Annotated in this window: 21 protein-coding genes; 10 read left to right on the top strand and 11 right to left on the bottom strand. The window is 57.7% G+C overall.

Annotation, left to right across the window (positions count from 1 at the left end):
- The first annotated feature begins 34 nt into the window (after positions 1-34).
- The 5 genes from fnr (at position 35) to AC27HQ_RS14745 (ending at position 4,332) form a co-directional block, all read left to right on the top strand.
- Positions 35-766, top strand: coding sequence for a fumarate/nitrate reduction transcriptional regulator Fnr (gene fnr, locus AC27HQ_RS14765; protein WP_487156960.1), 732 nt, complete (start codon positions 35-37; stop codon positions 764-766).
- Between the two features lie 22 nt (positions 767-788).
- A complete protein-coding gene (locus tag AC27HQ_RS14760; RefSeq protein ID WP_487156959.1) occupies positions 789-1,334 on the top strand; it encodes an adenine phosphoribosyltransferase in 546 nt (181 codons plus the stop codon).
- A gap of 71 nt (positions 1,335-1,405) precedes the next feature.
- Positions 1,406-2,284: an ion transporter gene (locus tag AC27HQ_RS14755; protein ID WP_487156958.1), complete on the top strand. Its 879-nt coding sequence runs from the start codon at positions 1,406-1,408 to the stop codon at positions 2,282-2,284.
- Positions 2,274-3,467 (top strand): MFS transporter, encoded by a 1,194-nt coding sequence (locus tag AC27HQ_RS14750; RefSeq protein ID WP_487156957.1) that lies wholly within the window; start codon positions 2,274-2,276, stop codon positions 3,465-3,467. Before AC27HQ_RS14755 ends, AC27HQ_RS14750 begins: the two co-directional genes overlap by 11 nt.
- Before the next feature lie 220 nt (positions 3,468-3,687).
- The gene (locus AC27HQ_RS14745; protein WP_487156956.1) at positions 3,688-4,332 is read left to right on the top strand and encodes a response regulator; all 645 of its coding nucleotides are present in this window, start codon (positions 3,688-3,690) and stop codon (positions 4,330-4,332) included.
- On the opposite strand, the gene AC27HQ_RS14740 is transcribed toward AC27HQ_RS14745, so the two are convergent.
- Positions 4,322-6,139 carry a hybrid sensor histidine kinase/response regulator gene (locus tag AC27HQ_RS14740; protein ID WP_487156955.1) on the bottom strand — a complete coding sequence of 606 codons (1,818 nt, stop codon included), beginning with the start codon at positions 6,137-6,139 and terminating at the stop codon, positions 4,322-4,324. The two genes, AC27HQ_RS14745 and AC27HQ_RS14740, sit on opposite strands and share 11 nt — an antisense overlap.
- A 158-nt stretch (positions 6,140-6,297) precedes the next feature.
- Between AC27HQ_RS14740 and AC27HQ_RS14735 the strand changes: the two genes are divergently transcribed.
- The 5 genes from AC27HQ_RS14735 to glpK all read left to right on the top strand — a co-directional run bounded on the left by AC27HQ_RS14735 (position 6,298) and on the right by glpK (position 12,686).
- Positions 6,298-6,867: a hypothetical protein gene (locus tag AC27HQ_RS14735; RefSeq protein WP_487156954.1), complete on the top strand. Its 570-nt coding sequence runs from the start codon at positions 6,298-6,300 to the stop codon at positions 6,865-6,867.
- A 100-nt stretch (positions 6,868-6,967) separates the two neighbouring features.
- Positions 6,968-8,005 (top strand): NADP-dependent oxidoreductase, encoded by a 1,038-nt coding sequence (locus AC27HQ_RS14730; protein WP_487156953.1) that lies wholly within the window; start codon positions 6,968-6,970, stop codon positions 8,003-8,005.
- Between the two features lie 434 nt (positions 8,006-8,439).
- Complete coding sequence (locus AC27HQ_RS14725; RefSeq protein ID WP_487156952.1) at positions 8,440-10,272, top strand: bifunctional diguanylate cyclase/phosphodiesterase; 1,833 nt, start codon at positions 8,440-8,442, stop codon at positions 10,270-10,272.
- Positions 10,273-10,693: 421 nt separating this feature from the next.
- Entirely contained in the window at positions 10,694-11,167 is a 474-nt protein-coding gene (ybaK, locus tag AC27HQ_RS14720) for a Cys-tRNA(Pro) deacylase (RefSeq protein ID WP_487156951.1), read from the top strand.
- Positions 11,168-11,201: 34 nt separating this feature from the next.
- On the top strand, positions 11,202-12,686 hold the full coding sequence (gene glpK, locus AC27HQ_RS14715; RefSeq protein ID WP_487156950.1) for a glycerol kinase GlpK: 1,485 nt from the start codon (positions 11,202-11,204) through the stop codon (positions 12,684-12,686).
- Positions 12,687-13,160: 474 nt separating this feature from the next.
- Here glpK and AC27HQ_RS14710 read toward each other — a convergent pair whose 3' ends face one another.
- From AC27HQ_RS14710 to AC27HQ_RS14665, 10 genes are all read right to left on the bottom strand, one after another.
- Positions 13,161-14,933 (bottom strand): SLC13 family permease, encoded by a 1,773-nt coding sequence (locus tag AC27HQ_RS14710; RefSeq protein WP_487156949.1) that lies wholly within the window; start codon positions 14,931-14,933, stop codon positions 13,161-13,163.
- 276 nt (positions 14,934-15,209) lie between these two features.
- Positions 15,210-15,863 (bottom strand): acetyltransferase, encoded by a 654-nt coding sequence (locus AC27HQ_RS14705; RefSeq protein WP_487156948.1) that lies wholly within the window; start codon positions 15,861-15,863, stop codon positions 15,210-15,212.
- Between the two features lie 397 nt (positions 15,864-16,260).
- Complete coding sequence (locus tag AC27HQ_RS14700) at positions 16,261-16,929, bottom strand: acetyltransferase (RefSeq protein ID WP_487156947.1); 669 nt, start codon at positions 16,927-16,929, stop codon at positions 16,261-16,263.
- A 122-nt stretch (positions 16,930-17,051) separates the two neighbouring features.
- Positions 17,052-17,720: a NeuD/PglB/VioB family sugar acetyltransferase gene (locus AC27HQ_RS14695; RefSeq protein ID WP_487156946.1), complete on the bottom strand. Its 669-nt coding sequence runs from the start codon at positions 17,718-17,720 to the stop codon at positions 17,052-17,054.
- Positions 17,721-17,874: 154 nt separating this feature from the next.
- Entirely contained in the window at positions 17,875-18,555 is a 681-nt protein-coding gene (locus AC27HQ_RS14690) for an acetyltransferase (protein ID WP_487156944.1), read from the bottom strand.
- Between the two features lie 99 nt (positions 18,556-18,654).
- Positions 18,655-19,338, bottom strand: a complete 684-nt coding sequence (locus AC27HQ_RS14685; RefSeq protein WP_487156943.1) for a PglD-related sugar-binding protein — start codon at positions 19,336-19,338, stop codon at positions 18,655-18,657.
- Positions 19,339-19,734: 396 nt separating this feature from the next.
- Positions 19,735-20,949 carry a DegT/DnrJ/EryC1/StrS family aminotransferase gene (locus AC27HQ_RS14680; protein WP_487156942.1) on the bottom strand — a complete coding sequence of 405 codons (1,215 nt, stop codon included), beginning with the start codon at positions 20,947-20,949 and terminating at the stop codon, positions 19,735-19,737.
- Positions 20,950-21,002: 53 nt separating this feature from the next.
- On the bottom strand, positions 21,003-21,656 hold the full coding sequence (locus AC27HQ_RS14675; protein WP_487156941.1) for an acetyltransferase: 654 nt from the start codon (positions 21,654-21,656) through the stop codon (positions 21,003-21,005).
- Complete coding sequence (locus AC27HQ_RS14670) at positions 21,649-22,257, bottom strand: sugar transferase (RefSeq protein WP_487156940.1); 609 nt, start codon at positions 22,255-22,257, stop codon at positions 21,649-21,651. Before AC27HQ_RS14670 ends, AC27HQ_RS14675 begins: the two co-directional genes overlap by 8 nt.
- On the bottom strand, positions 22,254-23,372 hold the full coding sequence (locus AC27HQ_RS14665; protein ID WP_487157003.1) for a glycosyltransferase family 4 protein: 1,119 nt from the start codon (positions 23,370-23,372) through the stop codon (positions 22,254-22,256). Before AC27HQ_RS14665 ends, AC27HQ_RS14670 begins: the two co-directional genes overlap by 4 nt.
- Positions 23,373-23,462 lie beyond the last annotated feature (90 nt).

Genomic DNA, 23,462 nt, shown 5'->3' with positions numbered 1-23,462 from the left:
CTGATCACTGCATTACCGATCAGGAAGTCGCCCCATGAGCAATGCCATCCACCTCAAAGCCCTACCGGAAGCTCACTGCAAAGACTGCAGCCTGTCCGGCATGTGCCTGCCCCTCGCCTTGCATGACGAAGAGCTGGACGTACTGGATAACATCGTCAAGCGCGGACGGCCCTTCAAGAAAGGCGAACTGTTGTTTCGCCAGGGTGATCCCTTCAGCTCCATCTATGCCCTGCGCTCCGGTGCGGTCAAAACTTTCAGCCTGTCCGACAACGGCGAAGAGCAGATTACCGGCTTTCACTTGGCCAGCGAGCTGATCGGCCTGTCCGGCATGGACAGCGAACGCTACCCCGTGTCTGCCGTGGCGCTGGAAACCACCTCGATTTGCGAGATTCCCTTTGAACGTCTGGATGATCTGACCGCCAGCATGCCGCAACTGCGCAAGCAGGTCATGCGCCTGATGAGCCGTGAAATCCGTGACGACCAGCAAATGATGCTGCTGCTGTCAAAGAAAACCGCAGACGAGCGCATCGCCACCCTGCTGATTAACCTGTCGGCACGCTTTCGCGCCCGCGGCTACTCGGCCAAGTCGTTCCGCCTGGCCATGTCCCGTAACGAAATCGGCAACTACCTGGGACTGGCGGTAGAAACCGTGTCACGGGTATTCACCCGTTTCCAGCAACAGGGACTGATTGCTGCCGAGGGCAAGCAAGTCGACATTCTTGATCACACCGAACTCTGCGCGCTGGCTGGCGGCCAGAGCGACTGATCATCATTCGGAAGCACCGCGCATGATTTTTGATGAGTACAGTATCAAGTCACTGGTTCGCGCCGTACCGGACTTTCCCCGTGAAGGCGTGACCTTTCGCGATATTACACCGCTGTACCAGTCACCTCGTGCCATGCGCATGGTGGCTGACAGCCTGATCCAGCGCTATGTCGAATCGCCCGTCAGCCATATCGCCGCCATTGATGCGCGCGGTTTTCTGCTTGGCTCGGTTCTGGCCTATGAGCTCAACAAGCCACTGATCCTGCTGCGCAAGGCGGGCAAGCTACCGGCTGACACACTGTCTGCCAGCTACCGTACCGAGTACGGCGACGCGCAGCTGGAAATCCACCGTGACGCACTGAAAGGCGGTGAGCAGGTCCTGCTGCTGGATGACCTGATTGCCACCGGCGGCACTTTTCTCGCCGCTGCCAGTCTGATCAGGCAGCTCGGCGCCAAAGTCTATGAAGCCGCCGCCATTATCGACCTGCCTGATCTGGGCGGCTCGCAATTGATGGTCGATACCGGCATTCCGACCTACAGCCTGTGCGCCTTCGCCGGTAACGAATAACAGCGTGTCCCGAATAACCCAACTGACCTTGTGACGGTGCGACACTGTCGGCCGTTGTGTGCGAGAACAGCATGAACAATACCCTTGAAATGCAACCTGCCTGGCGCCAGCGTCTGGCAGCCATGATCGAACAGCGGCGCGTGCAGAACAGCATCATGGTGCTGATCCTGATTAATGCTGTGATCCTTGGTATGGAGACCTCAGCTGGCATCATGCAGCAATGGGGCTGGTTACTCATGCCCTTGGACAAGTTCATTCTCAGCCTGTTCGTAATCGAAATCGCACTGCGTTTTGTCGCCCATGGCTGGCGCCTGTTGCGGGACCCCTGGGGCCTGTTCGATACGATTGTGATCCTGATTGCCCTGGTTCCGGCTAGCGGACCACTGGCCGTGCTGCGCGCGCTGCGGGTATTGCGCGTGTTGCGCCTCATTTCCATCGTGCCAAGTATGAAGATAGTGGTGCAATCACTGCTGTCTTCACTGCCGGGCCTGGGCAGCATCGTTGCATTGCTCAGCCTGATTTTCTATGTTGCCGCGGTGATTGCCACCCAGCTGTTTGGCGAGGCTTTCCCTCAATGGTTTGGTACGCTGGGTGAGAGCCTTTATAGCCTGTTCCAAATCATGACACTGGAAAGCTGGTCCATGGGTATTGTGCGTCCGGTGATGGAGGTTTACCCCTTCGCCTGGCTGTATTTTGTACCCTTTATCCTGATTGCCACCTTCATGATGCTCAACCTGTTCATCGCCGTGATTGTCGATGCCATACAGACCCAGCGCGAGATGATTGCCGCCAGCAAACTGGCCAAGGAAGGCAAGGAGCTGGATAGCGATCACAAGGAAGACCCGCACCACAGCTCACTGTCCGGTACCAATCAACAGCTCTTGTTGCAAGAAGTGCAGGATTTGCGCGCCGAGATCAGCGACCTGCGCGACCTGCTGCGTGACCGCTGACGAACTGATTCAGCCAGGCACACCCGCCTTTCGCCGGGTCTGCCTGGCCTTGGTCATCGCCTCACTGGTGGTGTTTGCCAATCTGTACGCCATACATCCCTTGCTGCCGCTGATCGCCGAGCGTTACAACATCTCCACCCTGCAAGCCAGTAACGCCTTTACCCTGACCAATCTGATGCTGGCCCTGTCGCTGTTGGTGCACGGCCCACTGTCCGACACCCTGGGTCGCCGTGGGCCCTTGATCATCGGCATCGGGCTGACCACCCTGTTGACCCTGTGCATGGCCTTTGCCCAGGACTTTACTACCCTGCTCTGGTTACGCGCCTTGTTGGGACTGTGTCTGGGCGTACTGCCAGCCGTCGCCATTGCCTACCTGGGTGACAGCATCAGCCGGACCGCTCTGACTGCCGCAGTGGGTCTGTACATAGCAGGCAACACCCTGGGCGGTGCCGGTGGCCGTCTGGCAGGCGGATTCATCGCTGAACATCTTGGTTTGCAAGCCGTGTTTCTGGCCCTGGCAGGGTTCAGTCTTGTGGGTCTTCTGATCATCGCCCTGATGCTGCCCAAACCCGCCGGTTTTATCCCTCAACCCCTGTCGCTGCGCGGGAGCTTTCGCGCCTTTGCCAACCACCTTGGCAATCCCCGACTGCTGCCCGCTTTTGTGCTCGGCGGGCTGAACTTCATGGTCTTCATCAACCTGTACACCTACCTGACCTTTCGTCTCAGCGCCGCACCCTGGCTGCTCGGCGCCAGCAGTCTCGGTCTGTTGTTTCTGACCTATCTGGCCGGCACCCTGTCCGCCGCCATTGCCGGCCGGCTGCAAGGGCGAAGCAACGCCCTGCCTGGGATGGCACTGGGCGTATTGCTATTGATTGGCGGCACTCTGCTGACGCTGGCCAACCCGCTATGGCTGATTGTGGCCGGGCTACTGGCCAACGCCTTCGGCTTTTTTCTGACCCACTCGCTGGCCAACGCCTGGGTTAATCAGCAGGCGCAGCACAGCAAGGCCAGTGCCTCATCGCTGTACTCGGTGACCTATTATCTCGGCTCGGCACTCGGCGTTTACTACCTGGACCCTTTCTGGCGCCTGGGCGCCTGGCCTATGGTGGTAATGGGTGCCTTGCTGATTCTGCTGGTCAATCTGCTGTTGATTGGCTTTATGCACAGGCGACTACAGCGTTAAGGCGCACTTGAAAACGTGGACGACGACTGTATGGATACAGGAGGTAGGGCGAAGCAGTAGCCAGAGCCGAGACAGGCGCAACTACGGCAAAGGAGGTAGTTTTTCGCATGTTCCCTAGACCTTGGGGTCAAGGTTGCTTATCATCGCGCTCAAGAATAAGAAGCATCGTAATGTCGGCAGGATTGTCATATACGGTGCGAGTGCTCAAGGAAAATCCGGCATGCCCAGTCCCGTGTTGCCACCTGATACGCGCTTGTTACTGATTGACGACCATCAGATCTATCTGGATGGTCTGAGTCTGACATTACAGAACCTGTGCCAGGGCGTGATCCTTGACCATGCCCACAATGCCAGCGAAGCTGAACAGCAAGTTGCCGCCAATACCTATGACCTGATCCTGCTGGATCTGCAGTTACCCGACAGCAGTGGCCTGGCCCTGTTGCAGAAGTTGCGCAAGATCGACAGCCTGGTACCTATTGCCATTCTCACCGCCAGCAACAGTCCTAGTGATCTGGATGCCGCCATGCACCTGGGTGCTGCCGGGTTCATCAGCAAGACGGCCGATGGCACCACCCTGCTCAGCGCCGTCACCAAACTGCTGTTTGGTGAGCAGGTTGTCATCGGCAACGGTACCAGCCCAATGGACCGTCAAAGCTCAGCGAGGGACCTGGGCGTCACCCCCCGGCAACTGGAAATTCTCGATCTGCTGGCTGAAGGCTTGCCCAACAAGGTGATCTGCCAGCGTCTCAACCTGTCCGAAGATACGGTCAAAACCCACCTGAAAGCCCTGTTTACTACCCTGGGCTGCCATAACCGTACCGAGTGTGTGAGCACGGCGCGTAAACTGGGCCTGGTTAGTATTTAGGTGTGTCTGTTTGCGTCTTGGCCGCCGCCTCCATCGGTATCAACTGTTGAATGGCGCGGCGCAGGCGCGCCGGTAATACCGGCTTGTAGATAATCTCGATATCAGTCAGACGCGCCGCCTCAATCACATCCTCGCTGGTGTCGGCGGTAATCAGCAGCGCAGGGCCGGTATACTGCTGACGGCTGCGCAGGGTTCTGATCAACTGAATACCATCCATCTCGCCCTCAAGCCGGTAATCGCTGAGAATCAGATCGACAGTGCCCGGCTCAATCAACTCCAGTGCCTGCTCCGACGATTTAAAACTCGTGACCTCGCAACCCCATTGACGTAGCAGGGTTTCCATCGCTTCCTGATTGATCAGGTCGTTCTCGACCAGAACCACCCGGCCGCGCAGGGTTGCCTGATCCACCGGCGCACTTACCTTGGCATCTTCTATCCAGTCGGCCTCCGGTACTTCAATCCAGAAGCGCGAACCGTGCCCGGGCATGGACTGCAGACCCGAGGGGTATTCCAGCAGGTGCATCAACTGGCGACAAATCGACAGGCCCAGCCCTACACCCTTCTCCAGGGTACGTGCCGGATTGTGTAGCTGGGTGAACTCCTCAAAGATGGTTTCCTGCTCTTTCTCATCCATGCCCACACCGTTGTCTACCACGGCAATACGCACACGGTTTTCCACCCGGGTTACCTCCACCCTGACCTCGGTGGCCTGGGCGTGCAACAGCGCGTTGTTAAGAAAGTTGCGGATCAGCCGTTCCAGCAGCAGCGGATCGCTGAAGACCGCACTGTGCCTCGGACAAACCAGACGCATGGTAATGGCGCGTTGCTCGGCACTGGATTCCAGACTACCCATGACCCTGACCAGCCAGGGATACAGATTGAAGGCGCGCAATTGCGGTCGCACCATACCAACACTCAGACGGGAAATATCCAGCAGCGAGTTGAGCATGGCCTGCAGCAATTGGGTCGAGTCGGCCAGACGCTTGACCGTCAGCCGGGTCTGCGGCTCGGTAATACGTTCATCCAGATGCTGGATAAACAGCGACATGGCATGCAGCGGTTGGCGCAAGTCGTGACTGGCGGTGGCCAGAAAGCGGGTTTTACTCTGGCTTTCACGTTCAGCGCGGGCCCGCGCCGCTACAAGCAGGCGCTCGTTCAGATAGGCACTGCGCATCATGTATTCATAGATATAAGCGCCCAGCGTACCGATCAGGGCAAAACAACCGAAAAACAGGCTGTTGCCAATGATCAAAGCGCGACTGCTGCCAATCTGATACTCAGCCCACAGGTAGCCCACCACAATGATCCATGAGCCTGCCACGGCATGGCGCATCGGTAACCCGAGCAGAAAAAACCCCGAGAGCAGGACCAGATACAAACCATCGTGCGTCACCGGCACCTGCAGATTGACCAGCCGACTGATGATGATAATCATCGCCACCATCATCCCCGTCAGCACATAACTCAGGGTAGCTATGGCAAAGGCCCGCCTGGGTGACACTCGGCCGGGACGATTGGAGTACCAGAGCGTGAAGCACACGATAACCAGCACCGAGAGCCGCAGCGGTATGCTGTATTGGGTCAGATAATCAGGCAGAAAGACATGGTCCACCCAGACAAACAAGAGCATAAAACTGATGCAGGAGAAGGCCACCACAGCAACCCGGTTACACATCTTTTCATGCATGTATAACTGAAAGGCCGGCTCGAACAGATGACTGAAGCGCAAACGGGCAAAGCTGCGCTGTTGAGCCAGGAGTGCCGGCTCATCTATAGTCTGGGGCGCGACTGACGGCGACGCGGTCATGATAATTCCTGATAATTTGTTGTTATATGGATCTTTTTATACCATCCAGCAATATAGGAACAATATAAAAAATTAAATCAGTTTAAAAACAGTGTTTTACTTTGTCTTTTTAGCGCTATGCTTCACATAAGCCCTATAAATTAGCAGTTAGGTGATTTGTGACCCAAAGCAACACCCTGAAAAAACCGCTTTACCCAGGCCAGGAACCGGCCGAGGCCCCCCATTTTTCTCCCAGTATTGCCTGCCTTATGCCGGCCCGCACACTGCGCTGCAGCATCATCGAACCAACGCTGTGTTATCTGGGCGTACAATCCGAATGTGCTATCAATCTGATGCTGGGCACCCTGCTGGCCATGGCCTGGCTGCCTACCGGCAAACTGCACCCCGAGGCCATTGGCCCCTATGGCATCACCCCGGCCATGCATACGCAGCTCTGGGACCAGTATCTGGCCCATCAGCCCGATCTGGCCAGCCTGGTGCGCGGTCTGGCAAGCCAGCGAAGCTTTCTGCAGGACCCTCACGCCGAATTGGCCTTCAACCTCGCCTACGCCACAGCCATTGCCTGGATGATCTACCAGAGCAGCCGGCCGGGACTGCTCGAACAGCAGGACCTGAGCGGGCTGGCCAATCTATGGCAACAGCTGTATCCGCATCAGGGTGGCCTGGCCGAGGACTTTCTCGGTAGCTGGGATATGAATCATGCCTCCCAAAGCATCATCTCTGCCTGATCAATACAGCATTATCAACGACGCCTAATCTGATTGACCCGCCTGCAAGCCGCTCCCATGCTGTGGACAAGACCCTGTCCCGTCAGCCATGGAGAATCGCATGCCCCAGTCCAGCACCATCAACCGTCAGATCCTGCTTGCCTCACGCCCGGTTGGCGCGCCAGGCCCGGACAACTTCACACTGGTGGAAAGCACCATCCCGGTTCCGGGTAAAGGTCAGATGCTGCTGCGCGCCCTGTGGATGTCGCTGGACCCTTACATGCGCGGCCGCATGAGTGATGCCAAATCCTACTCCGACCCGGTTCCGGTAGGCGGCGTGATGACCTGTGGTGCCGTATGCCGGGTCATGCATTCGCAGCACCCCGATTATGCCGAGGGCGATCTGGTCATGTCCTATACCGCTGGCTGGCAGGACTACTCGGTGTCAGACGGCACCATGGTATTCAAACTGGACCCCACCATGCCCAACCCGTCCCAGGCCCTGGGTGTGCTCGGCATGCCCGGCTTTACCGGCTACATGGGGCTGCTCGATATCGGCCAGCCCAAGCCGGGTGAAACCGTGGTCGTCGCTGCGGCCACGGGCCCGGTTGGTGCGGTAGTTGGGCAAGTGGCCAAGCTCAAGGGCTGTCATGTGGTCGGCATCGCCGGTGGTGCTGAAAAATGCGCCTATGCGGTCAAGGAGCTGGGCTTTGATGTCTGCCTTGATCACAAACAGGCTGACCTTGCCGAACAACTGGCCAAGGCCTGCCCCAAGGGCATTGATGTGTACTTCGAGAATGTTGGCGGCAAGGTCTTCGACGCCGTCATGCCCTTGCTCAACGCCCATGCACGAATCCCGGTGTGCGGTCTGATCGCCCAGTACAACGCCACCTCCGTACCGCCCGGCCCGGATCGCATGCCGCAACTCATGCGCCTGCTGCTGAGCCAGCGGATTCGCATGCAGGGCTTTATCATCTTCGACAACTACGGCCCGCATTACCCCGATTTCCTGCAAACCATGACGCCCTGGGTCGCCGAGGGCAAGGTCAAGGTCAAGGAAGATGTGGTAGACGGACTGGAGAACGCACCCCAGGCCTTCATGGGGCTGCTGGAGGGCAAGAACTTCGGCAAGCTGGTGGTTCGGATCGCAGACCAGTAAGCCGCCCCTGTTCGCGGTCAAGGCCGCTCCTACAAGCCCCGCAAACACGCCTCTTTAGGAGCGCGCTTGAGCGCGAAAGGGTCTAACCTGAACCACCTGCATCCGCCTTGTTCGCGGTCAAGGCCTGGCCGCCCCGGTCCTACACCCTCTGCACCTTCACCACTGTAGGAGAGCGCTTGAGCGCGAAAGGGTTGACCTGAACCAGCCTGCACACTCCTGTTCGCGGTCAAGCCCGCTCCTACAAGCCCCCCAAACACGCGCTCCTACCCAACCCAAAGGGCAGTTAGGCCCCCCACAGCCTAATCCCAGGGCAAGGTCTACGCTGTCATCCCATTGCAACAATCCAGCCCCACCATATCCAGACATTACTGTCTTCCAGCCTCGGCAGGCTGGTCTGATGCCTGACACCTAGGCCTTTATCCGATGGTTTCTCCATGACACTGAATGAACAACATCAGACACTACGCGCGATTCTGAATCAGGAATCGGTAAGCGTCCTGTTCCAGCCGATTGTTTCCATGGTGCAGCAACGCATCGTCGGTTATGAAGCCCTCAGCCGCGGCCCCTCCAACAGCGTTCTGCACTCGCCGCTGACGCTCTTTGCCGCTGCCCGCCAGGCCGGGTTACTGACCGATCTGGAAATGCTCTGCCGGCGCAAGGCACTGGAAGGCTTCAGCCGTCTGCAACTGCCCGGCCAGCTGTTCCTCAACGTGTCGCCGGAGAGCCTGCTGGAAAAACAGCATTTTCCAGGCCGTACCCTGGCCATGCTCAAGGCTACTGGTGTCAGCCCCGAACAGGTGGTGATTGAACTGACCGAACAAGCTCCGATCGACAACTTTGGTCTCTTGCACAGCGCCCTGTTCCACTACCGCGACATGGGCTTTCGCATCGCACTGGACGATCTCGGCGCAGGCTATGCCAGCCTGCGCCTGTGGTCTGAGCTGCGCCCGGACTTCGTCAAGATAGACCGGCATTTTATCGACGGCATCCACCTGGATCCGGTCAAGCGCGAGTTTGTTGGCTCGATTCTGAGCATGGCCAAGGCCTCACAATCACACATCATTGCCGAAGGCATCGAGCAGGTCGAAGAACTCAAGGTGCTTGAAGACATGGGCGTGGATTGGGTCCAGGGTTACTGGCTGGCCCGCCCGGAGAGTGATCCGCAAAGCTGCCAGGCCAGCATGCAGGCTCACCTTGCAACTCGCAATCCAGAGCAGACCCTGGAGAAAGAGCAGGCACTGGATTCCCTGCTGATGCCGGTACCGGGGGTCAACCAGAATGAAAGCGTCAACCAGGTACTGGCGCGCTTTCACCAGCAGGCCAGCCTGAACAGCCTGGCGGTACTCAATGACGACATGGAACCGGTCGGCACCGTGCATTGCCACAGCCTCAGTCAGACCATGCTCAAACCCTTCGCCAGCGAGCTGCATGGCCGCAAACCGATTTCCAAACTGATGGATCGTGATTATCTGGTGGTGGACATTCAACAGAGCCTGGAGCGGGTCAGCCGACTGCTGACCAGCCGCGCCCGGCAGCGCATGGAAGAGGACTTCATCATCCTGCGCGACGGTAAATATGCCGGCCTCGGGCGGGTAATCGACGTTCTGCGGCACATTACCGAAATGAAGATTCGCCAGGCAAGGCATGCTAACCCACTGACCCTGCTACCCGGCAACATCCCGATTCAGGAGTGTCTGGCCCGCCTGCTGGCCAACGGTCAATCCGCCCAGCTGTGCTATATCGACCTGGACTCCTTCAAGCCCTTCAACGACATCTATGGCTATGGCAAGGGCGATGAGGTGCTGCTCGGACTGGCGCAACTGCTGCGCAGCCTGTGCGATCCGCGCTGCGATTTTGTCGGGCACATCGGTGGTGATGACTTCATGCTGGTGCTGCGCAGCCCGGACTGGTACGAAAGGCTGCAGCTGCTGGATCAACGTTTCCAGCAGATGTGCATGGGCTTCTACCGGCCCGAGCATATTGCCGCCGGCGGCGTATCGGCACCGGACCGTCACGGCCAGTGGCGACACCACAGTCTGCTGCAACTGTCCGTTGGTGTGGTGCAATTGCCCGCCCAGGGCCACAACATTGTCGACCCCGGCCAACTGGCGGAAATGGCCTCGCATGCCAAACATGAAGCCAAGAAAGTGCAAGGGTTCAGTGTGGTCTGCAGGCTGCTTACTGGCATGCAGGAAGCCAAAACAATAGCGGGCGTTGGCGCCACAACAAGCGTCAGCATCCCCGCAGCCAACAGCCTGCCGTTGTAACCCTGGAGGGTCAGGTGTGGAGAAGCTCTTTTTCGCGGTCAAGGCCTGGCCGGCCGCCCCGGTCCTACATGCTTTACCCTCACCCCTGTAGGAGCGCGCTTGAGCGCGAAAGGGTTTGAACCGAACCAGACCGCACACCCCTGTTCGCGGTCAAGCCCGCTCCTACAAAGCGCCCCAAAAACTCGACCTGTGGGACCGGGGCGGCCGGCCAGGCCCTACCCCTCTGCACCCTCACCCTGTAGGAGCGCGCTTGAGCGCGAAAGGGGCTGACCTGAACCCATCTGCATCCGCCTTTCTTCGCGGTCAAGCCCGCTCCTACCCCTTTAAAAACACCTCTGTAGGACCGGCGCGGCCGCGCAAAAAACCTTGGCGGCAGCCCCCAGCCTGATTACCCTGTGCCCTGGCGAACCAGGAGCACAGCATGACCCCCGCAACCAAACTGCTGGACAAGGCCCGTGTGGCTTACCAGCTGCACCGTTATCAGCACGACCCCAAAGCCGAATCCTATGGCAACGAGGCCGCTGACAAGCTCGACCTGGATCCGGCGCGGGTATTCAAGACCCTGCTCACCAGCACCGACACGGGCGAACTGTTGGTCGCAGTGGTGCCGGTCAGCGGCCTGCTTGACCTCAAGGCCCTGGCCACCGCCGCCGGGGTCAAAAAACTGGCCATGGCCGACCCGCAAGCTGCCCAGCGCAGCACCGGCTACCTGCTCGGCGGCATCAGCCCACTGGGCCAGAAGAAAGCCCTGCGCACCTTTATCGACAACCGCGCCCGCCGCTGGGAAACGGTCTTTGTCAGCGGTGGCCGACGCGGACTGGAAATCGAGCTGGCCGCTGATGATCTGGCCACTCAGACCCGCGCGCAGTTTGCCGATATCGGCCGGATCGAATAGTCTGCACCCCATCAGAAAAACAACAGGACAGACCATGGCCCAGCACATTCTTGCCATTGATCAAGGCACCACCAGCTCACGCGCCATCCTGTTTGACGCCCACGGTCAGCCACTGCACAGCGCGCAAGCAGAATTCAAACAGTACTTCCCGCAGGACGGCTGGGTTGAACACGACGGCGAAGAAATCTGGTCCAGCACCCTCGCAGTCTGCCAACAGGTGCTGGCCAAGTCCGGCCTGAACGCCACGGATATCCGCGCCATTGGCATCACCAACCAACGTGAAACCACCCTGCTCTGGGACGCTGACAGCGGCAAACTGCTGCACCCGGCGATTGTCTGGCAGGACCGCCGCACCGCCGACTTCTGCCAGCAACTCAAGGACGCCGGACACGAAGTTCAGGTGACTGAACGCACTGGTCTGCTGATCGACCCCTATTTCTCCGGAACCAAATTGCGCTGGCTGCTGGATAACGTGCCCGGTGCACGGCAACAGGCCGAACAGGGCAAACTGCGCTTTGGCACCGTCGACAGCTTTCTGCTCTGGCGCCTGACCGGCGGCCAGGTGCACCGTACCGACGCCACCAACGCCTCGCGCACCCTGCTGTTCAATATCCATAGCCAACAATGGGATCAGACCCTGCTTGAGTTGCTGGACATCCCCGCCAGCCTGTTACCCGAGGTGATGGACAGCGCTGCTGATTTTGGCAACACCGACCCGGGTCTGTTTGGCGCCAGCATCCCGGTTGCCGGCATGGCTGGCGACCAGCAGGCAGCCCTGATTGGCCAGGCCTGCTTTCAGCCTGGCATGGTCAAGAGCACCTACGGCACCGGCTGCTTTATGGTCATGAATACCGGGACCACACCGGTCAGTTCCAGCAATCGTCTGCTGACCACCGTGGCTTACCGCCTGAAGGGCGAAACCACCTACGCCATTGAGGGCAGCATCTTTATTGCCGGGGCGACCATCCAATGGCTGCGCGACGGTCTCAAGCTGATCCACAGTGCCGGTGAAACCGAAGCCATGGCCGAGCAAACCGGCGATCAATGCGGTGTCTATCTGGTTCCGGCCTTTACCGGCCTGGGTGCCCCCTACTGGGACCCCAAGGCCCGCGGCGCAATCTTTGGTCTGACCCGTGATACCGGTATTGCCGAGATTGTCACCGCCGGGCTGCAGTCGGTGTGTTTTCAAACCCGCGATCTGCTCGATGCCATGACCGCTGACGGCGCCAGCAGCACCGCTGCCCTGCGCGTAGACGGCGGCATGGTGGTGAATAACTGGGTGGTGCAGGCGCTGTCGAACATCCTCGGCGTACCGGTAGACCGGCCCAAGGTCACCGAAACCACCGCCCTGGGCGTAGCCTATCTGGCCGGCCTGCAAACTGGCCTGTTTGATAGCCTGGAGGCCATCGCCGAACACTGGCAATGCGAACGCGCCTTCATACCCGCCATGCCCAGCGCCAAACGCGACGAGCTCTACAAGGGCTGGCTGGATGCCATACGGCGGGTAAGGGACATTTAACCCTGTTCGCGCTCAAGCGCGCTCCTACACAAAATCCAAACCTTACTGCACAGACTAGGTAGGACCGAGTAGGAGCGGGCTTGACCGCGAAGGGGGTTGATCTGTGCCTGCCTAGCCCGCCGCCTTGTTCGCGCTCAAGCGCGCTCCTACAGAAAAATCCAAACCTTACTGCACAGACTAGGTAGGGCCGGGTAGGAGCGGGCTTGACCGCGAAGGGGTTGGATCTGGAGCGGCCTGTGCGCCGCCTGTTCGCGCTCAAGGCCTCGCCGGCCGCCACGGTCCTACACAAAATCCAAACCTTACTGCCCAGACTGGCCAGGACCGGGTAGGAGCGGGCTTGACCGCGAAGGGGTTGATCTGTGCCTGCCTAGCCCGCCGCCTGTTCGCGCTCAAGGCCTCGCCGGCCGCCAAGGTCCTACACAAAATCCAAACCTTACTGCACAGACTGGGTAGGCTTTGATCGCGAAGGGTCTATCAGCCAGCAAAAGGCCAGATCAGCGGGATCAGCAGCACGGCGGTGGTGCCTACCACCAGACTCAGGGGCATACCAATGCGCAGGTAATCGGTAAACCGGTAGCGCCCCGGACCGTAGACCATCAGGTTGGTCTGGTAGCCCAGCGGCGTCATAAAGCTGGCCGACGCCGCAAACATTACCGCCAGCACAAAGGGCAGCAGACTCACCCCCAGGCTTTCGGCCAGTGACACGGCTATCGGGAACATCAGCACAGCCGCCGCGTTGTTGGTAATCACCTCGGTAAAGGCCACGGTCAGCAGATACACCAACACCAGCGCCAGCCAGGGCGATGCCACACCGGCTTCCAGCACACTGCTGGCAATCCATTGTGCCGCGCCACTCTCATACATGGCGTTGCCCAACGCAAAGGAAGAGGCAATGACCACCAGCACCGGCAGGTCAACACTGCGCCGGGCGCGGCTGGCGGTGACACAGCCGGTAGCGATCATCACACCCGCCGCCAGAAAGGCTGCCTCCATGATCTTCAGCAAGCCCGTGGCGCTGATCAGCACCATCAAGGCCAACACCCCCAGGGCCAACGGCGCCTTGCTGAAGTCCGGCGGCGTGGAATCGTTCAGGGCACTGACCAGCAGAAAGTCGCGGCGAAAGCGGTATTGCTCAACGAACTGGTGACTGGCCTCCAGTAACAGGGTATCGCCCAAGCGAAAACGAATATCACCCAGCTTGCCCGGCACCCGCCGACCCTCACGGGATACCGACAGAATCACCGCATTGAAACGGGTACGAAAACGCGAATCGCGAATGCTCGCACCCAGCGCGGGAAACTCCGGCCCCAGTACCACCTCAACCAGACAACGCTGATGATTGGCAATTTCCAGTTTGTGCACATTGCCGCTCGCGGGCATCAGGCCCTGAATCCGTCTTAGCTCGCTGGCACACTCAGGCGCGCCGATAAAATACAGCTTGTCGCCGGGCTGCAACATGCGGTCCGGCTCTACTGCAGTAATAAGCCGACCCTGCCGGTCGATTTCCGCCAGATAGCCATAGGTCAAGTTGCGCAAGCCGGCCTGCGCCACGGTCATGCCCACCAGCGGGCCATTGGCCTCGATCTCGACCTCTACGCCGTACTCGCGCACCTGATCGAGCTCGTCCTCCATGCTGCCACGATCCGGCAACAGGCGATTGGCAAACAGCCATAAGAAACCGCCCCCCACCAGCAACAGCGGCACCCCGACCCAGGCCACCTCGAACAAGCCCAGATGGATGCCCTCGCGGGTCTGCAGCATGCCGTCTATCACCAGGTTGGTACTGGTACCGATCAGCGTGCAGGTACCGCCGAGAATGGCCATATAGCTCAACGGCAGCAGCAGCTTGGATGCGGGAATCTGCAAGCGCCTGGCCCATTCCTGCACCGCCGGAATAAACATCGCGACCACGGCCGTATTGTTCATCAGGGCGCTCATCACACCGGTGGGCAACAACAGACGCCCCTGGGCCCCGCGTACCGTTTTTGGATGGCCGAGCAGCAGCCGTGCTATCCACTGCACCGCCCCCGTCTCCTTCAGCCCTGCGGCCACCACATACAGTGTGGCAATGGTAATCACCCCCGGATTGGCGAAGCCGGACAACGCCGAAACGGGCGTCAGCACCCCGCAAATCAGCAGAAATACCAGCGCACCCATGAGCACCAGATCCGCGGCAATACGCGAAGAAGCCAGCAAGGCCAGCACCACCCCCAATGTGGCCAACGTCAGAACCGCATCGACACCCATTCAACCGCCTTAAACCCAAATAATAGAAACTCGGCCGAGGTGGAACTCGGCCAATCCCAGGATAACCTCATTCGTACGGCCGCCACGGTCCTACAAAAAATCCAAACCTTACGGTAGGACCGGGGCGGCCGGCCAGGCCTTGACCGCGGTAGGAGCGGGCTTGACCGCGAAGGGGTCTTATCTTGGCCAGCCTGCACGCCGCCCTTGTTCGCGCTCAAGGCCTCGCCGGCCGCCACGGTCCTACAAAACCATTCCATACCGGTTGGCGCTGCCGATTCACTGCGATCGAATCTTTATCACCCGCCCCGGATTACCCACTACAACGGCATTCTCAGGTACGTCCTTGCGTACTACCGCATTGGCTCCAATCACGGCATTGCGGCCAATACGCACACGTGGCAATACCACCGCACCAAGGCCAATAAACACGCCATCGTCAATGTGGCAATTGCCTGCCACCCGGGCACCGGACGCTACCTGCACAAAATCCCCCAACACACTGCCGTGCGCTACCGTGATATGCCCCTGGATAATGCAGCCTCGGCCAATCCGGCACTCAGCGCCAATCTGAGCAAAGGCATGCACAAAGCTGCCCTCACCCACAGAGGTAGAATGACCAATGTAACTGCGACTGCTGATCACACTGGCCAGGTCCAGCCCCATCGCCGTCAGTTGCGCTGCCCGTTCCTCGCGCTCCCGATTATCGCCAATGGCCACATGCACGCGTTGAACACCCTGCTGCATCAGCTCCGGTAGCACTTCATAACCACCCAGCAAAGGCACACCCAGCACATGACTGGGCAACTGTGACGCATTATCGTCAAGAACGCCTGCCAATAACGCCGGTTGATCATCCAGTAGTACATTAACAACTGTCACACCGTGGCCACCCGCGCCATACACCAGCAAAGCCGATCTTTCTGATTCCATCCCAAACACCTCCGCTAACGTCTTCCTTGACGCCTGCGGCGTTGGCCGCAGCGTTCAGACAGACCTGTTATTTATTAACCTACCCGGATTACACGGCACATCGCCCTGTTCGCGCTCAAGCGCGCTCCTACACAAAACCCAAACCCATTTGGACCCTTAGGGCCGGGTAGGAGCGGGCTTCACCGCGAAGGGTTTTATCTGAACCAGCCTGCACGCTGCCTTGTTCGCGCTCAAGCGCGCTCCTACAAAAAACCCAACCCCATTAGGACCCTTAGGACCGGGTAGGAGCGGGCTTGACCGCGAAGGGTTTTATCTGAACCAGCCTGCACGCTGCCTTATTCGCGCTCAAGCGCGCTCCTACAGAAAACAAGCCCCCCGGACCGTTGGGGCTGCCGAATCAGACCGATCGCATCTTGATCACCCGCCCCGGATTACCTACCACAACAGCATTATCTGGCACATCCTCGCGCACCACCGCATTGGCACCAATAACGGCGTTACGGCCAATACGAATACCGGGCATGATGGCCGCTCCCAGACCGATAAAGACGCGGTCCTCAATTACGCAATTACCCCCGGTATTAACGCCAGGGGTCATCTGTACGTAGTCCCCCACGCGTGAACCATGACCAACTACGACGAAGGGCTGAATGATACAGCCCTCTCCCGCCACAGAGTCAGCGCCCAACACCGAATACATGTGCATGAAGGTGCCCGCTCCTATTGAGCTGAAGGGGCAGATCTTGGCGGTGGGGTGTTGAATCGTAGCCAGCTCGAACCCCATCGCACGCAAACTCTGACCGGCCTCTGCCCGCTCGTGGTTATCGCCCATACAAAGGTGCACATGGCGAATGCCCCTGGCCAGCAGATCAGGTAACACGGCATCATCACCCAATACCGGAAAACCCAGCAGCGACTCAGGTCGCGCGACCGGATGCACATTGATCAAGCCCGCTATCTCCCAGCCCGGCGTCTCTACCAGGGTACTGATCACTGACTTGGCGTGACCACCGGCGGCATAGAGAACAAGGGGTGTTGACGGGTTGGGTATCACTTGAAACGACATGCTGTTCTCCCTGAAAACCGGCCTTAACGCCGCACACAATGCTATCCCTGCCATGACATACACATGCCCGCAGCCCTCGGCATTGTCGGTTGTCTTGTAATACAGGTCCAGCCAAGGTGCAATCAGGGCGTTCGGATCGCAACGACGCGCCCAGGATTGCCTTCGACCACGGCATACTCGGGCACGTCTTCACGCACCACCGCATTGGCACCAATAACGGCGCCGCGGCCAACATGTACTTGCGGCAGAATAGCGGCGCCGAAACCAACGTAGACCCCATCACCCAACACGCAGGCGCCCCCGGTGTGTACGCTGTTTGCCAACTGCACAAAGTCGCCAAGGCGTGTGTTATGACCAACATTGGTATAGGACTGAATAATGCACCCCTGACCCACCTCGGTATCGGCATCCAGCACTGAATAGATGCACATCAGGCTGCCAGCACCGAGACGGCCGGCCAGAAGAATACGCGACTCGGGGTGCCGAATACTGGTCAGTTCAAAACCCATGGCCGCGAGCCGCTGACTGGCCCTGGCCCGAGCCTGATTATCGTCAAGGCATACATGGATATGCCGTAGGCCGCTGGCCAGCAACCCTGGCAGCACCGACTCGTCACCCAATACCGGATAACCCAGTACCTGCTGCAACGGCACCCTCGCATCGGTACTGATCAGACCAGCAAGATGCCAGCCAGGGCTATCTACCAGGGTGCTGATCACCAGTTTGGCATGGCTTCCCGCACCGAAGAGAATCAATGGTATTGCGTTGTCTGACAACTCGGAAAGAGGCATAGCCATTACTCCTGCAGGGTTGTTGGATAAAAACGTTGCTACCCACCAACATGAAATAACACGGCCACTGACCATTGCCCTGCATTGTCTTTTGACCCAATGTGTCAAACGCGCTTGAGACCCAAACACCCCTGTTTAGATAGCGGGCTTGCCCTTATGCAATGGCTGCGTCCGCATTGATCCGTATTATTCGACCAGGGTTCCCAACCACTACAGCGTTATCCGGCACATCTTCACGCACTACCGCGTTGGCACCAATGATCGCATGTCGACCAATGCGTATGCGCGGTAAAATCGCCGCACCCAACCCGACAAAGGCATAATCACCAAACTCACAATCGCCGCCTGTTTTAACCCCGGGGGTCAACTGCACGAAATCACCGATACGGGAACCATGACCAATATCGCTGAAGGGTTGAATAATGCAGCCCTGACCCGTTGTGATCTCGGCACCCAACAGCACATTCATATGTAAAAAATTACCCGTCCCGACCTGCACAAAGGGACATAACTTGACGCTCGGATGTTGCACTGTAGCCAGCTCAAAACCCATTGCCTGCAGCTTAAGCGCAGCCTCGGCACGGGCCCGGTTATCACCCATGCACAGATGGATATGCCGTACACCGCCAGCCAGCAGCGCAGGCAACGCCGTGTCGTCGCCCAGCACCGGAAAGCCCAATATCGTGGTTGGTCGTGCTTCAGGATGAATATTGATGACGCCTTCAATCTGCCAACCAGGGGTTTCAACCAAAACACTGATGACCGACTTGGCATGGCCGCCCGCACCATAAAGAATCAAGGGCGTGGGGCTATCTGATGTTAACGGGGTGTGCATGGTGGCGCTGACATCCTGAAAAGGCTCAACTTAGGCAGCCCCGATCTAACCAGAGCAGTAATAGTCACAGACGCCGGCATTGTCTGTTGCAGCAAGCACTCAGACAAGCCCTTGATTGACCTCGCGCAGGGCAACTACCCGCCCCGGGTTACCCTCAACCACGGCATAATCCGGCACGTCTTCGCGCACCACCGCCTTTGCTCCAATCACAACATGCTGACCAATGCGCAAGCGCGGCAAAAGGGTAGCGCCCATACCAATGTGAGTATAGGAGCCAATCACACAATCACCGCCAGTAATCACACCGCCCTCCAACTGCACATAATCGCCCATACGGGTGCCGTGGCCGAGACTGATAAAAGCATCAAAGATACACCCCGCTCCCGCCTGGAACTCAGAACTCAACAACACACCTGCCTGTACCAGAGAACCCTGACCTACCGCACTACCCGGTGAGCGCATGGCACGGGGGTGATAAAGAGTTGCCAGCGTAAAGCCTTGCTCTTGAAGGCGCTGCGAGGCCTCAGCGCGCTGGCGGTTATCGTCTAAACACACATGGATATGCCGCACACCACTGGCCAACAACCCCGGCAGCACTGACTCGTCGCCCAGTACTGGAAATCCGAGGACCTGGGTCAAGGGCACCTCGGGACTGGTATTGATCAAACCGACTAGCTGCCAGCCAGGGATATCTACCAGGGTACTGATAACTGACCTGGCATGACTGCCCGCACCAAAGAGAATCAGCGGTACGGCATGGTCTGGAGGCAAAGAAGTGTGCATGTCCGTCAGCCCTGTGTAAGTTCAAAGTACGGAGTCATTCGCTACCCGCATAACCAGGTAAAAACGGGTAAGCCCAGCGCAGCCGGGCAAGTCTTGACCGCGAAGGGGTTTTATCTGGGCCAGCCTGCACATAACCTGTTCGCGCTCAAGGCCAGTCCGGCCGCCCCAGCCCTACAAAAAACAAACCTTACTGCACATCCTGGGTAGGAGCGGGCTTGACCGCGAAGGGGTTTTGTCTGGGCCAGCCTGCACATAACCTGTTCGCGCTCAAGCGCGCTCCTACCAGTGGAGAAGGTTTGGTAGGACCGGGGCGGCCGGCGAGGCCTTGAGCGCGAAGGGTTTACCCCCCCCAAAAAAAAAGGATCAAACCCCCTCACCCCACAACATCAAGAACCCTTACTCAGCACTGGCCAACCCCATCACCTCGGCAATCACATGACAGGTCTTGTCTATCTCAGCCGCCGTCAGCGTTGGATGCACCAAAAACATCAGGCTGGTTTCGCCTAGCTCGCGGGCCACAGGCAGCCGCTCAGCGGGACGCCAGCCGGTATTATCAAAGGCCTTTTCCAGATACACCTCGGAACAGGACCCCTGAAAACACGGCACCCCACGCGCAACAATGCTCTCGACAATACGGTCACGGTTCCAACCCGCCGCCAATCGCTCAGGCCGCACCTGCACATAACACTTATACTGCGCATGCACGCACTCACTGGTACAGGCACAATCCGCGACACAGCTGGTATTGCAGGCAAAGCCGGGGACTCTCAACGCAGAGATGCCGCGACAGGTCGCCCAGATGCGCTCCGCATTCGCAGCGCGCGCAGCATGCCAGTCAGCCATACGTTTGAGCTGAATACGCCCGATCACAGCCTGCATCTCGGTCATACGCCAGTTGGTACCAAAACTGTCATGCAACCAGCGAAAGCCCGGTGGATGCTCACGCTCATACACTGATTCCCAGCTCTTGCCGTGATCCTTGTAAGCCCACATACGGCGCCACAGATCGGGATCGCTGGTCGTCACCATACCGCCCTCACCGCCGGTACTCATGATCTTGTCCTGACAGAACGACCAGGCACCCACATCACCCATACTGCCCACCGGACGCCCCTTGTAATGAGCTCCGTGGGCCTGGGCACAGTCTTCAATCACGTGCAGATCATGGGCGCGTGCCAATTGCATGATCGGGTCCATATCACAGGGCCAGCCCGCCAGATGCACGCAGATAATGGCGCGGGTGCGCGAAGACAATACCGCCTCAATAGTCCCGGCGGTGATATTTTGCGAGTCACGGTCTACGTCGGCAAACACCGGCACAGCGCCGGCATTGACAATACTGGACACCGAGGCCAAAAAGGTACGCGGGGTAACCACCACCTCATCCCCCGGCCCAATCCCCAGGGCCTTGAGCGCCACATCCAGGGCCAACGTGCCGTTGGCCAGCGCTACCGCATGGTTACAGCCAGCCCAGGCGGCAAATTCACGCTCAAACTCACGGCAGGCTTGCCCGGTCCAGTAATTGACCTTGTTCGACAGCAGCACAGCAGAGACGGCACGGGCCTCTTCTTCGGTAAAACTTGGCCAAGGTGAAAAGGGGGTATTCAGCATTAATACGTTCCTGGCTAAGAGCTCTGAAAGCAAAAATCGATCACAACAGAGGGTTATCGCTGCAAAGGCTTGGCCGGGTTACCCACCACCGTCACACCGGGCGGCACATCCTTGGTGACAACCGCGCCCATACCCACCACAGCACCAGCGCCAATCACCAGAGGCTTGTCAGGTCTGCCCTGTTTGAGAATGGCACCTGTGCCAATGTAAGCATGATCGTGAATATGGACATTACCGTTAACACAGACCTTAGGTGCCAACGTCACGTAATCCCCGATAACAGCGTCATGCGCAACGTAACTATAGATATTGGCGTGAAACTGCTTACCGATACGCACATTCGATGTGATCTGAACAAAATGACACAGGATTGAGCCTTCACCAATATTGACGTTATCGAGTTGAACCACATTTTCTGCTGCAACACTGATCTGAGATAAGCCATCAGCAGAGCAACGCTCAGACAATCTTTGCCGTATATGGCTGTCAGCAATGGCGATGACAACGTGCTTTGTAGCGGCACTACAGGCGATAAAATCGCTATAGCTTAATACCTGATGGCCATTTAATAGTTTCAGGCTCGGATCATCGTCTATAAACACAAACAACGCAGCAGGCATTTTCGCTTGGGCTTGAGCCCTGACGAGCGGCATTACCTCACGCCCAAAACCACTGGCACCATAAACACCAATTAGCACTTCAGTCATCTCTTGCCCCTTTTTCGTTACCAAGGAAGCGGGACATCGTTACCTCACCCTCCGCACTTATACCGTCTCGAACCAAAACCTTTTTCACAGTCAAAAACAGAATCTTGATATCCAACCATAGCGACTGATTATCGACATACCACACATCCAGCCTGAACTTGTCTTCCCAGCTCAGCGCATTGCGACCATTGATCTGCGCCCAACCGGTCACACCCGGCCGCACCGCATGGCGTCGGGCCTGTTCCGGCGAGTACAAAGGCAGATACTCCATCAACAACGGACGAGGACCCACCAGACTCATATCACCCTTGAGTACATTCCACAGCTCAGGCAACTCATCCAGACTGGAGGCCCGCAAGAACTGCCCAAAGGGCGTCATGCGCTCGGCATCGGGCAAGGGATTACCTTGCGCATCCAGTGCATCACGCATGGTGCGAAACTTGATCATTTCAAAGGGTTTACCGTTGAGACCCGGGCGTTCTTGACGGAACAATACCGGTGAGCCCATCTTGCGACTGATCTGCCAAGCCAACAGGGCTATTAGCGGAGACAGTAAAAGCAGCGCAATAAAAGACAAGACAATGTCGAAGAGCCGTTTCAAGCTGCTGCTCCATCACCAGTAATTCCCATCGCCTTGAGCATCACTGCGTTAACCTTATGCACGTCGTATTTGTCCTCGGCTATTTGCCGTGACCGTTTACCCATGGGTTCAATCAGATCAGGCTGATCAATAAAACGTTGCATTGCAGTCACCAATGCATCCACAGATTTAACCGGTACCAGAAAGCCGTTTTCACCATCAATAACCGTTTCTCTACACCCCGGTGCGTCAGTGGTGATGATGGGTCTACCCATGGCCATAGCCTCCAAAACACTGCGAGGGGTACCTTCACGATAGCTGGGCAGCACGTAGACAGATGCTTGAGCAATCGCTGGCTTAACATCATTCATATGTCCCAAATACTCAATCAGGTTGCCACTGACCCATTCGTCCAGCTCTGTCTGCGAAATCCCATCGGGATTTGTGTCCAAGCCGCCAACCAACAGAAAACGACTTTCTGGATTCAATGCACGAAGGCGTTTTGCCGCTTGCACATACTCGCGCACACCCTTGTCACCGAGTAATCTCGCGATAAGCAGGAAAACAGGCTTATCCGTTACTGGAGGCACAAGAGAAAAAGCATCCAGGTCAATTCCCGATCCATTGACGACCATCGAAGCACTATCTTTTGATAACAAGCCCAGCGTTTTGAAAACCTGCTGATCATCGGGGTTTTGAAAAAAGACCAGCGTGGCTGACTTCAATGCTTGTTGATAAAGCTTGCGAGCAAGGCACTGCACAAAAGCACGCTTTCCACTTGTTTTACCTGTGAATGCATAACCTAACCCTGTTATTAATGCCACTCGTTGACGAACCAAAGTAAAGTGGCAAGCCAGCATTCCGTAAACAACTGGCTTAATAGTGTATGCCATCACAATATCTGGATTGATAAGCCTTACCAACTTACGCATATGAAAAAATGATTTAATATCGCCAAACGGATTAAGTCCGGTGCGAGTTAATTGCAAATCATGATATACGACTTTCATCTCTCTCAGCGCTCTTGAAGTAGCAATATCTAGCGATATACCTGGCGCAGCAACATGGACCTCATATCCATGAAGAAGAAAACAGTCCAACAGCCTACCTCTAAAATTTAGAATCGAGCCTGGCATGCTGGCAATTAACAAAACTGACCGCATATTAGGGATCCCTAAACACCCAAAAGCATTAACAGCGGAATAGTGAAGAAAGCGTTACAGGTA

It is taken from the genome of Halopseudomonas sp. 4NH20-0008, assembly GCF_057548395.1.
Note: the sequence above shows the minus strand (reverse complement) of the source record. Positions and strands in the feature narration are given on the sequence as shown.

What these genes read in the sequence shown, in the direction of transcription:
- AC27HQ_RS14685 (WP_487156943.1), bottom strand. Translation starts at nt 19,338, where the DNA reads ATGCACACTTCTTTGCCTCCAGACCATGCCGTACCGCTGATTCTCTTT.
- AC27HQ_RS14725 (WP_487156952.1), top strand. Translation starts at nt 8,440, where the DNA reads ATGACACTGAATGAACAACATCAGACACTACGCGCGATTCTGAATCAG.
- fnr (WP_487156960.1), top strand. Translation starts at nt 35, where the DNA reads ATGAGCAATGCCATCCACCTCAAAGCCCTACCGGAAGCTCACTGCAAA.
- AC27HQ_RS14730 (WP_487156953.1), top strand. Translation starts at nt 6,968, where the DNA reads ATGCCCCAGTCCAGCACCATCAACCGTCAGATCCTGCTTGCCTCACGC.
- AC27HQ_RS14675 (WP_487156941.1), bottom strand. Translation starts at nt 21,656, where the DNA reads ATGACTGAAGTGCTAATTGGTGTTTATGGTGCCAGTGGTTTTGGGCGT.
- AC27HQ_RS14745 (WP_487156956.1), top strand. Translation starts at nt 3,688, where the DNA reads ATGCCCAGTCCCGTGTTGCCACCTGATACGCGCTTGTTACTGATTGAC.
- AC27HQ_RS14690 (WP_487156944.1), bottom strand. Translation starts at nt 18,555, where the DNA reads ATGCACACCCCGTTAACATCAGATAGCCCCACGCCCTTGATTCTTTAT.
- AC27HQ_RS14740 (WP_487156955.1), bottom strand. Translation starts at nt 6,139, where the DNA reads ATGACCGCGTCGCCGTCAGTCGCGCCCCAGACTATAGATGAGCCGGCA.
- AC27HQ_RS14695 (WP_487156946.1), bottom strand. Translation starts at nt 17,720, where the DNA reads ATGCCTCTTTCCGAGTTGTCAGACAACGCAATACCATTGATTCTCTTC.
- AC27HQ_RS14700 (WP_487156947.1), bottom strand. Translation starts at nt 16,929, where the DNA reads ATGTCGTTTCAAGTGATACCCAACCCGTCAACACCCCTTGTTCTCTAT.
- AC27HQ_RS14755 (WP_487156958.1), top strand. Translation starts at nt 1,406, where the DNA reads ATGAACAATACCCTTGAAATGCAACCTGCCTGGCGCCAGCGTCTGGCA.
- AC27HQ_RS14705 (WP_487156948.1), bottom strand. Translation starts at nt 15,863, where the DNA reads ATGGAATCAGAAAGATCGGCTTTGCTGGTGTATGGCGCGGGTGGCCAC.
- AC27HQ_RS14760 (WP_487156959.1), top strand. Translation starts at nt 789, where the DNA reads ATGATTTTTGATGAGTACAGTATCAAGTCACTGGTTCGCGCCGTACCG.
- ybaK (WP_487156951.1), top strand. Translation starts at nt 10,694, where the DNA reads ATGACCCCCGCAACCAAACTGCTGGACAAGGCCCGTGTGGCTTACCAG.
- glpK (WP_487156950.1), top strand. Translation starts at nt 11,202, where the DNA reads ATGGCCCAGCACATTCTTGCCATTGATCAAGGCACCACCAGCTCACGC.
- AC27HQ_RS14710 (WP_487156949.1), bottom strand. Translation starts at nt 14,933, where the DNA reads ATGGGTGTCGATGCGGTTCTGACGTTGGCCACATTGGGGGTGGTGCTG.
- AC27HQ_RS14680 (WP_487156942.1), bottom strand. Translation starts at nt 20,949, where the DNA reads ATGCTGAATACCCCCTTTTCACCTTGGCCAAGTTTTACCGAAGAAGAG.
- AC27HQ_RS14665 (WP_487157003.1), bottom strand. Translation starts at nt 23,372, where the DNA reads ATGCCAGGCTCGATTCTAAATTTTAGAGGTAGGCTGTTGGACTGTTTT.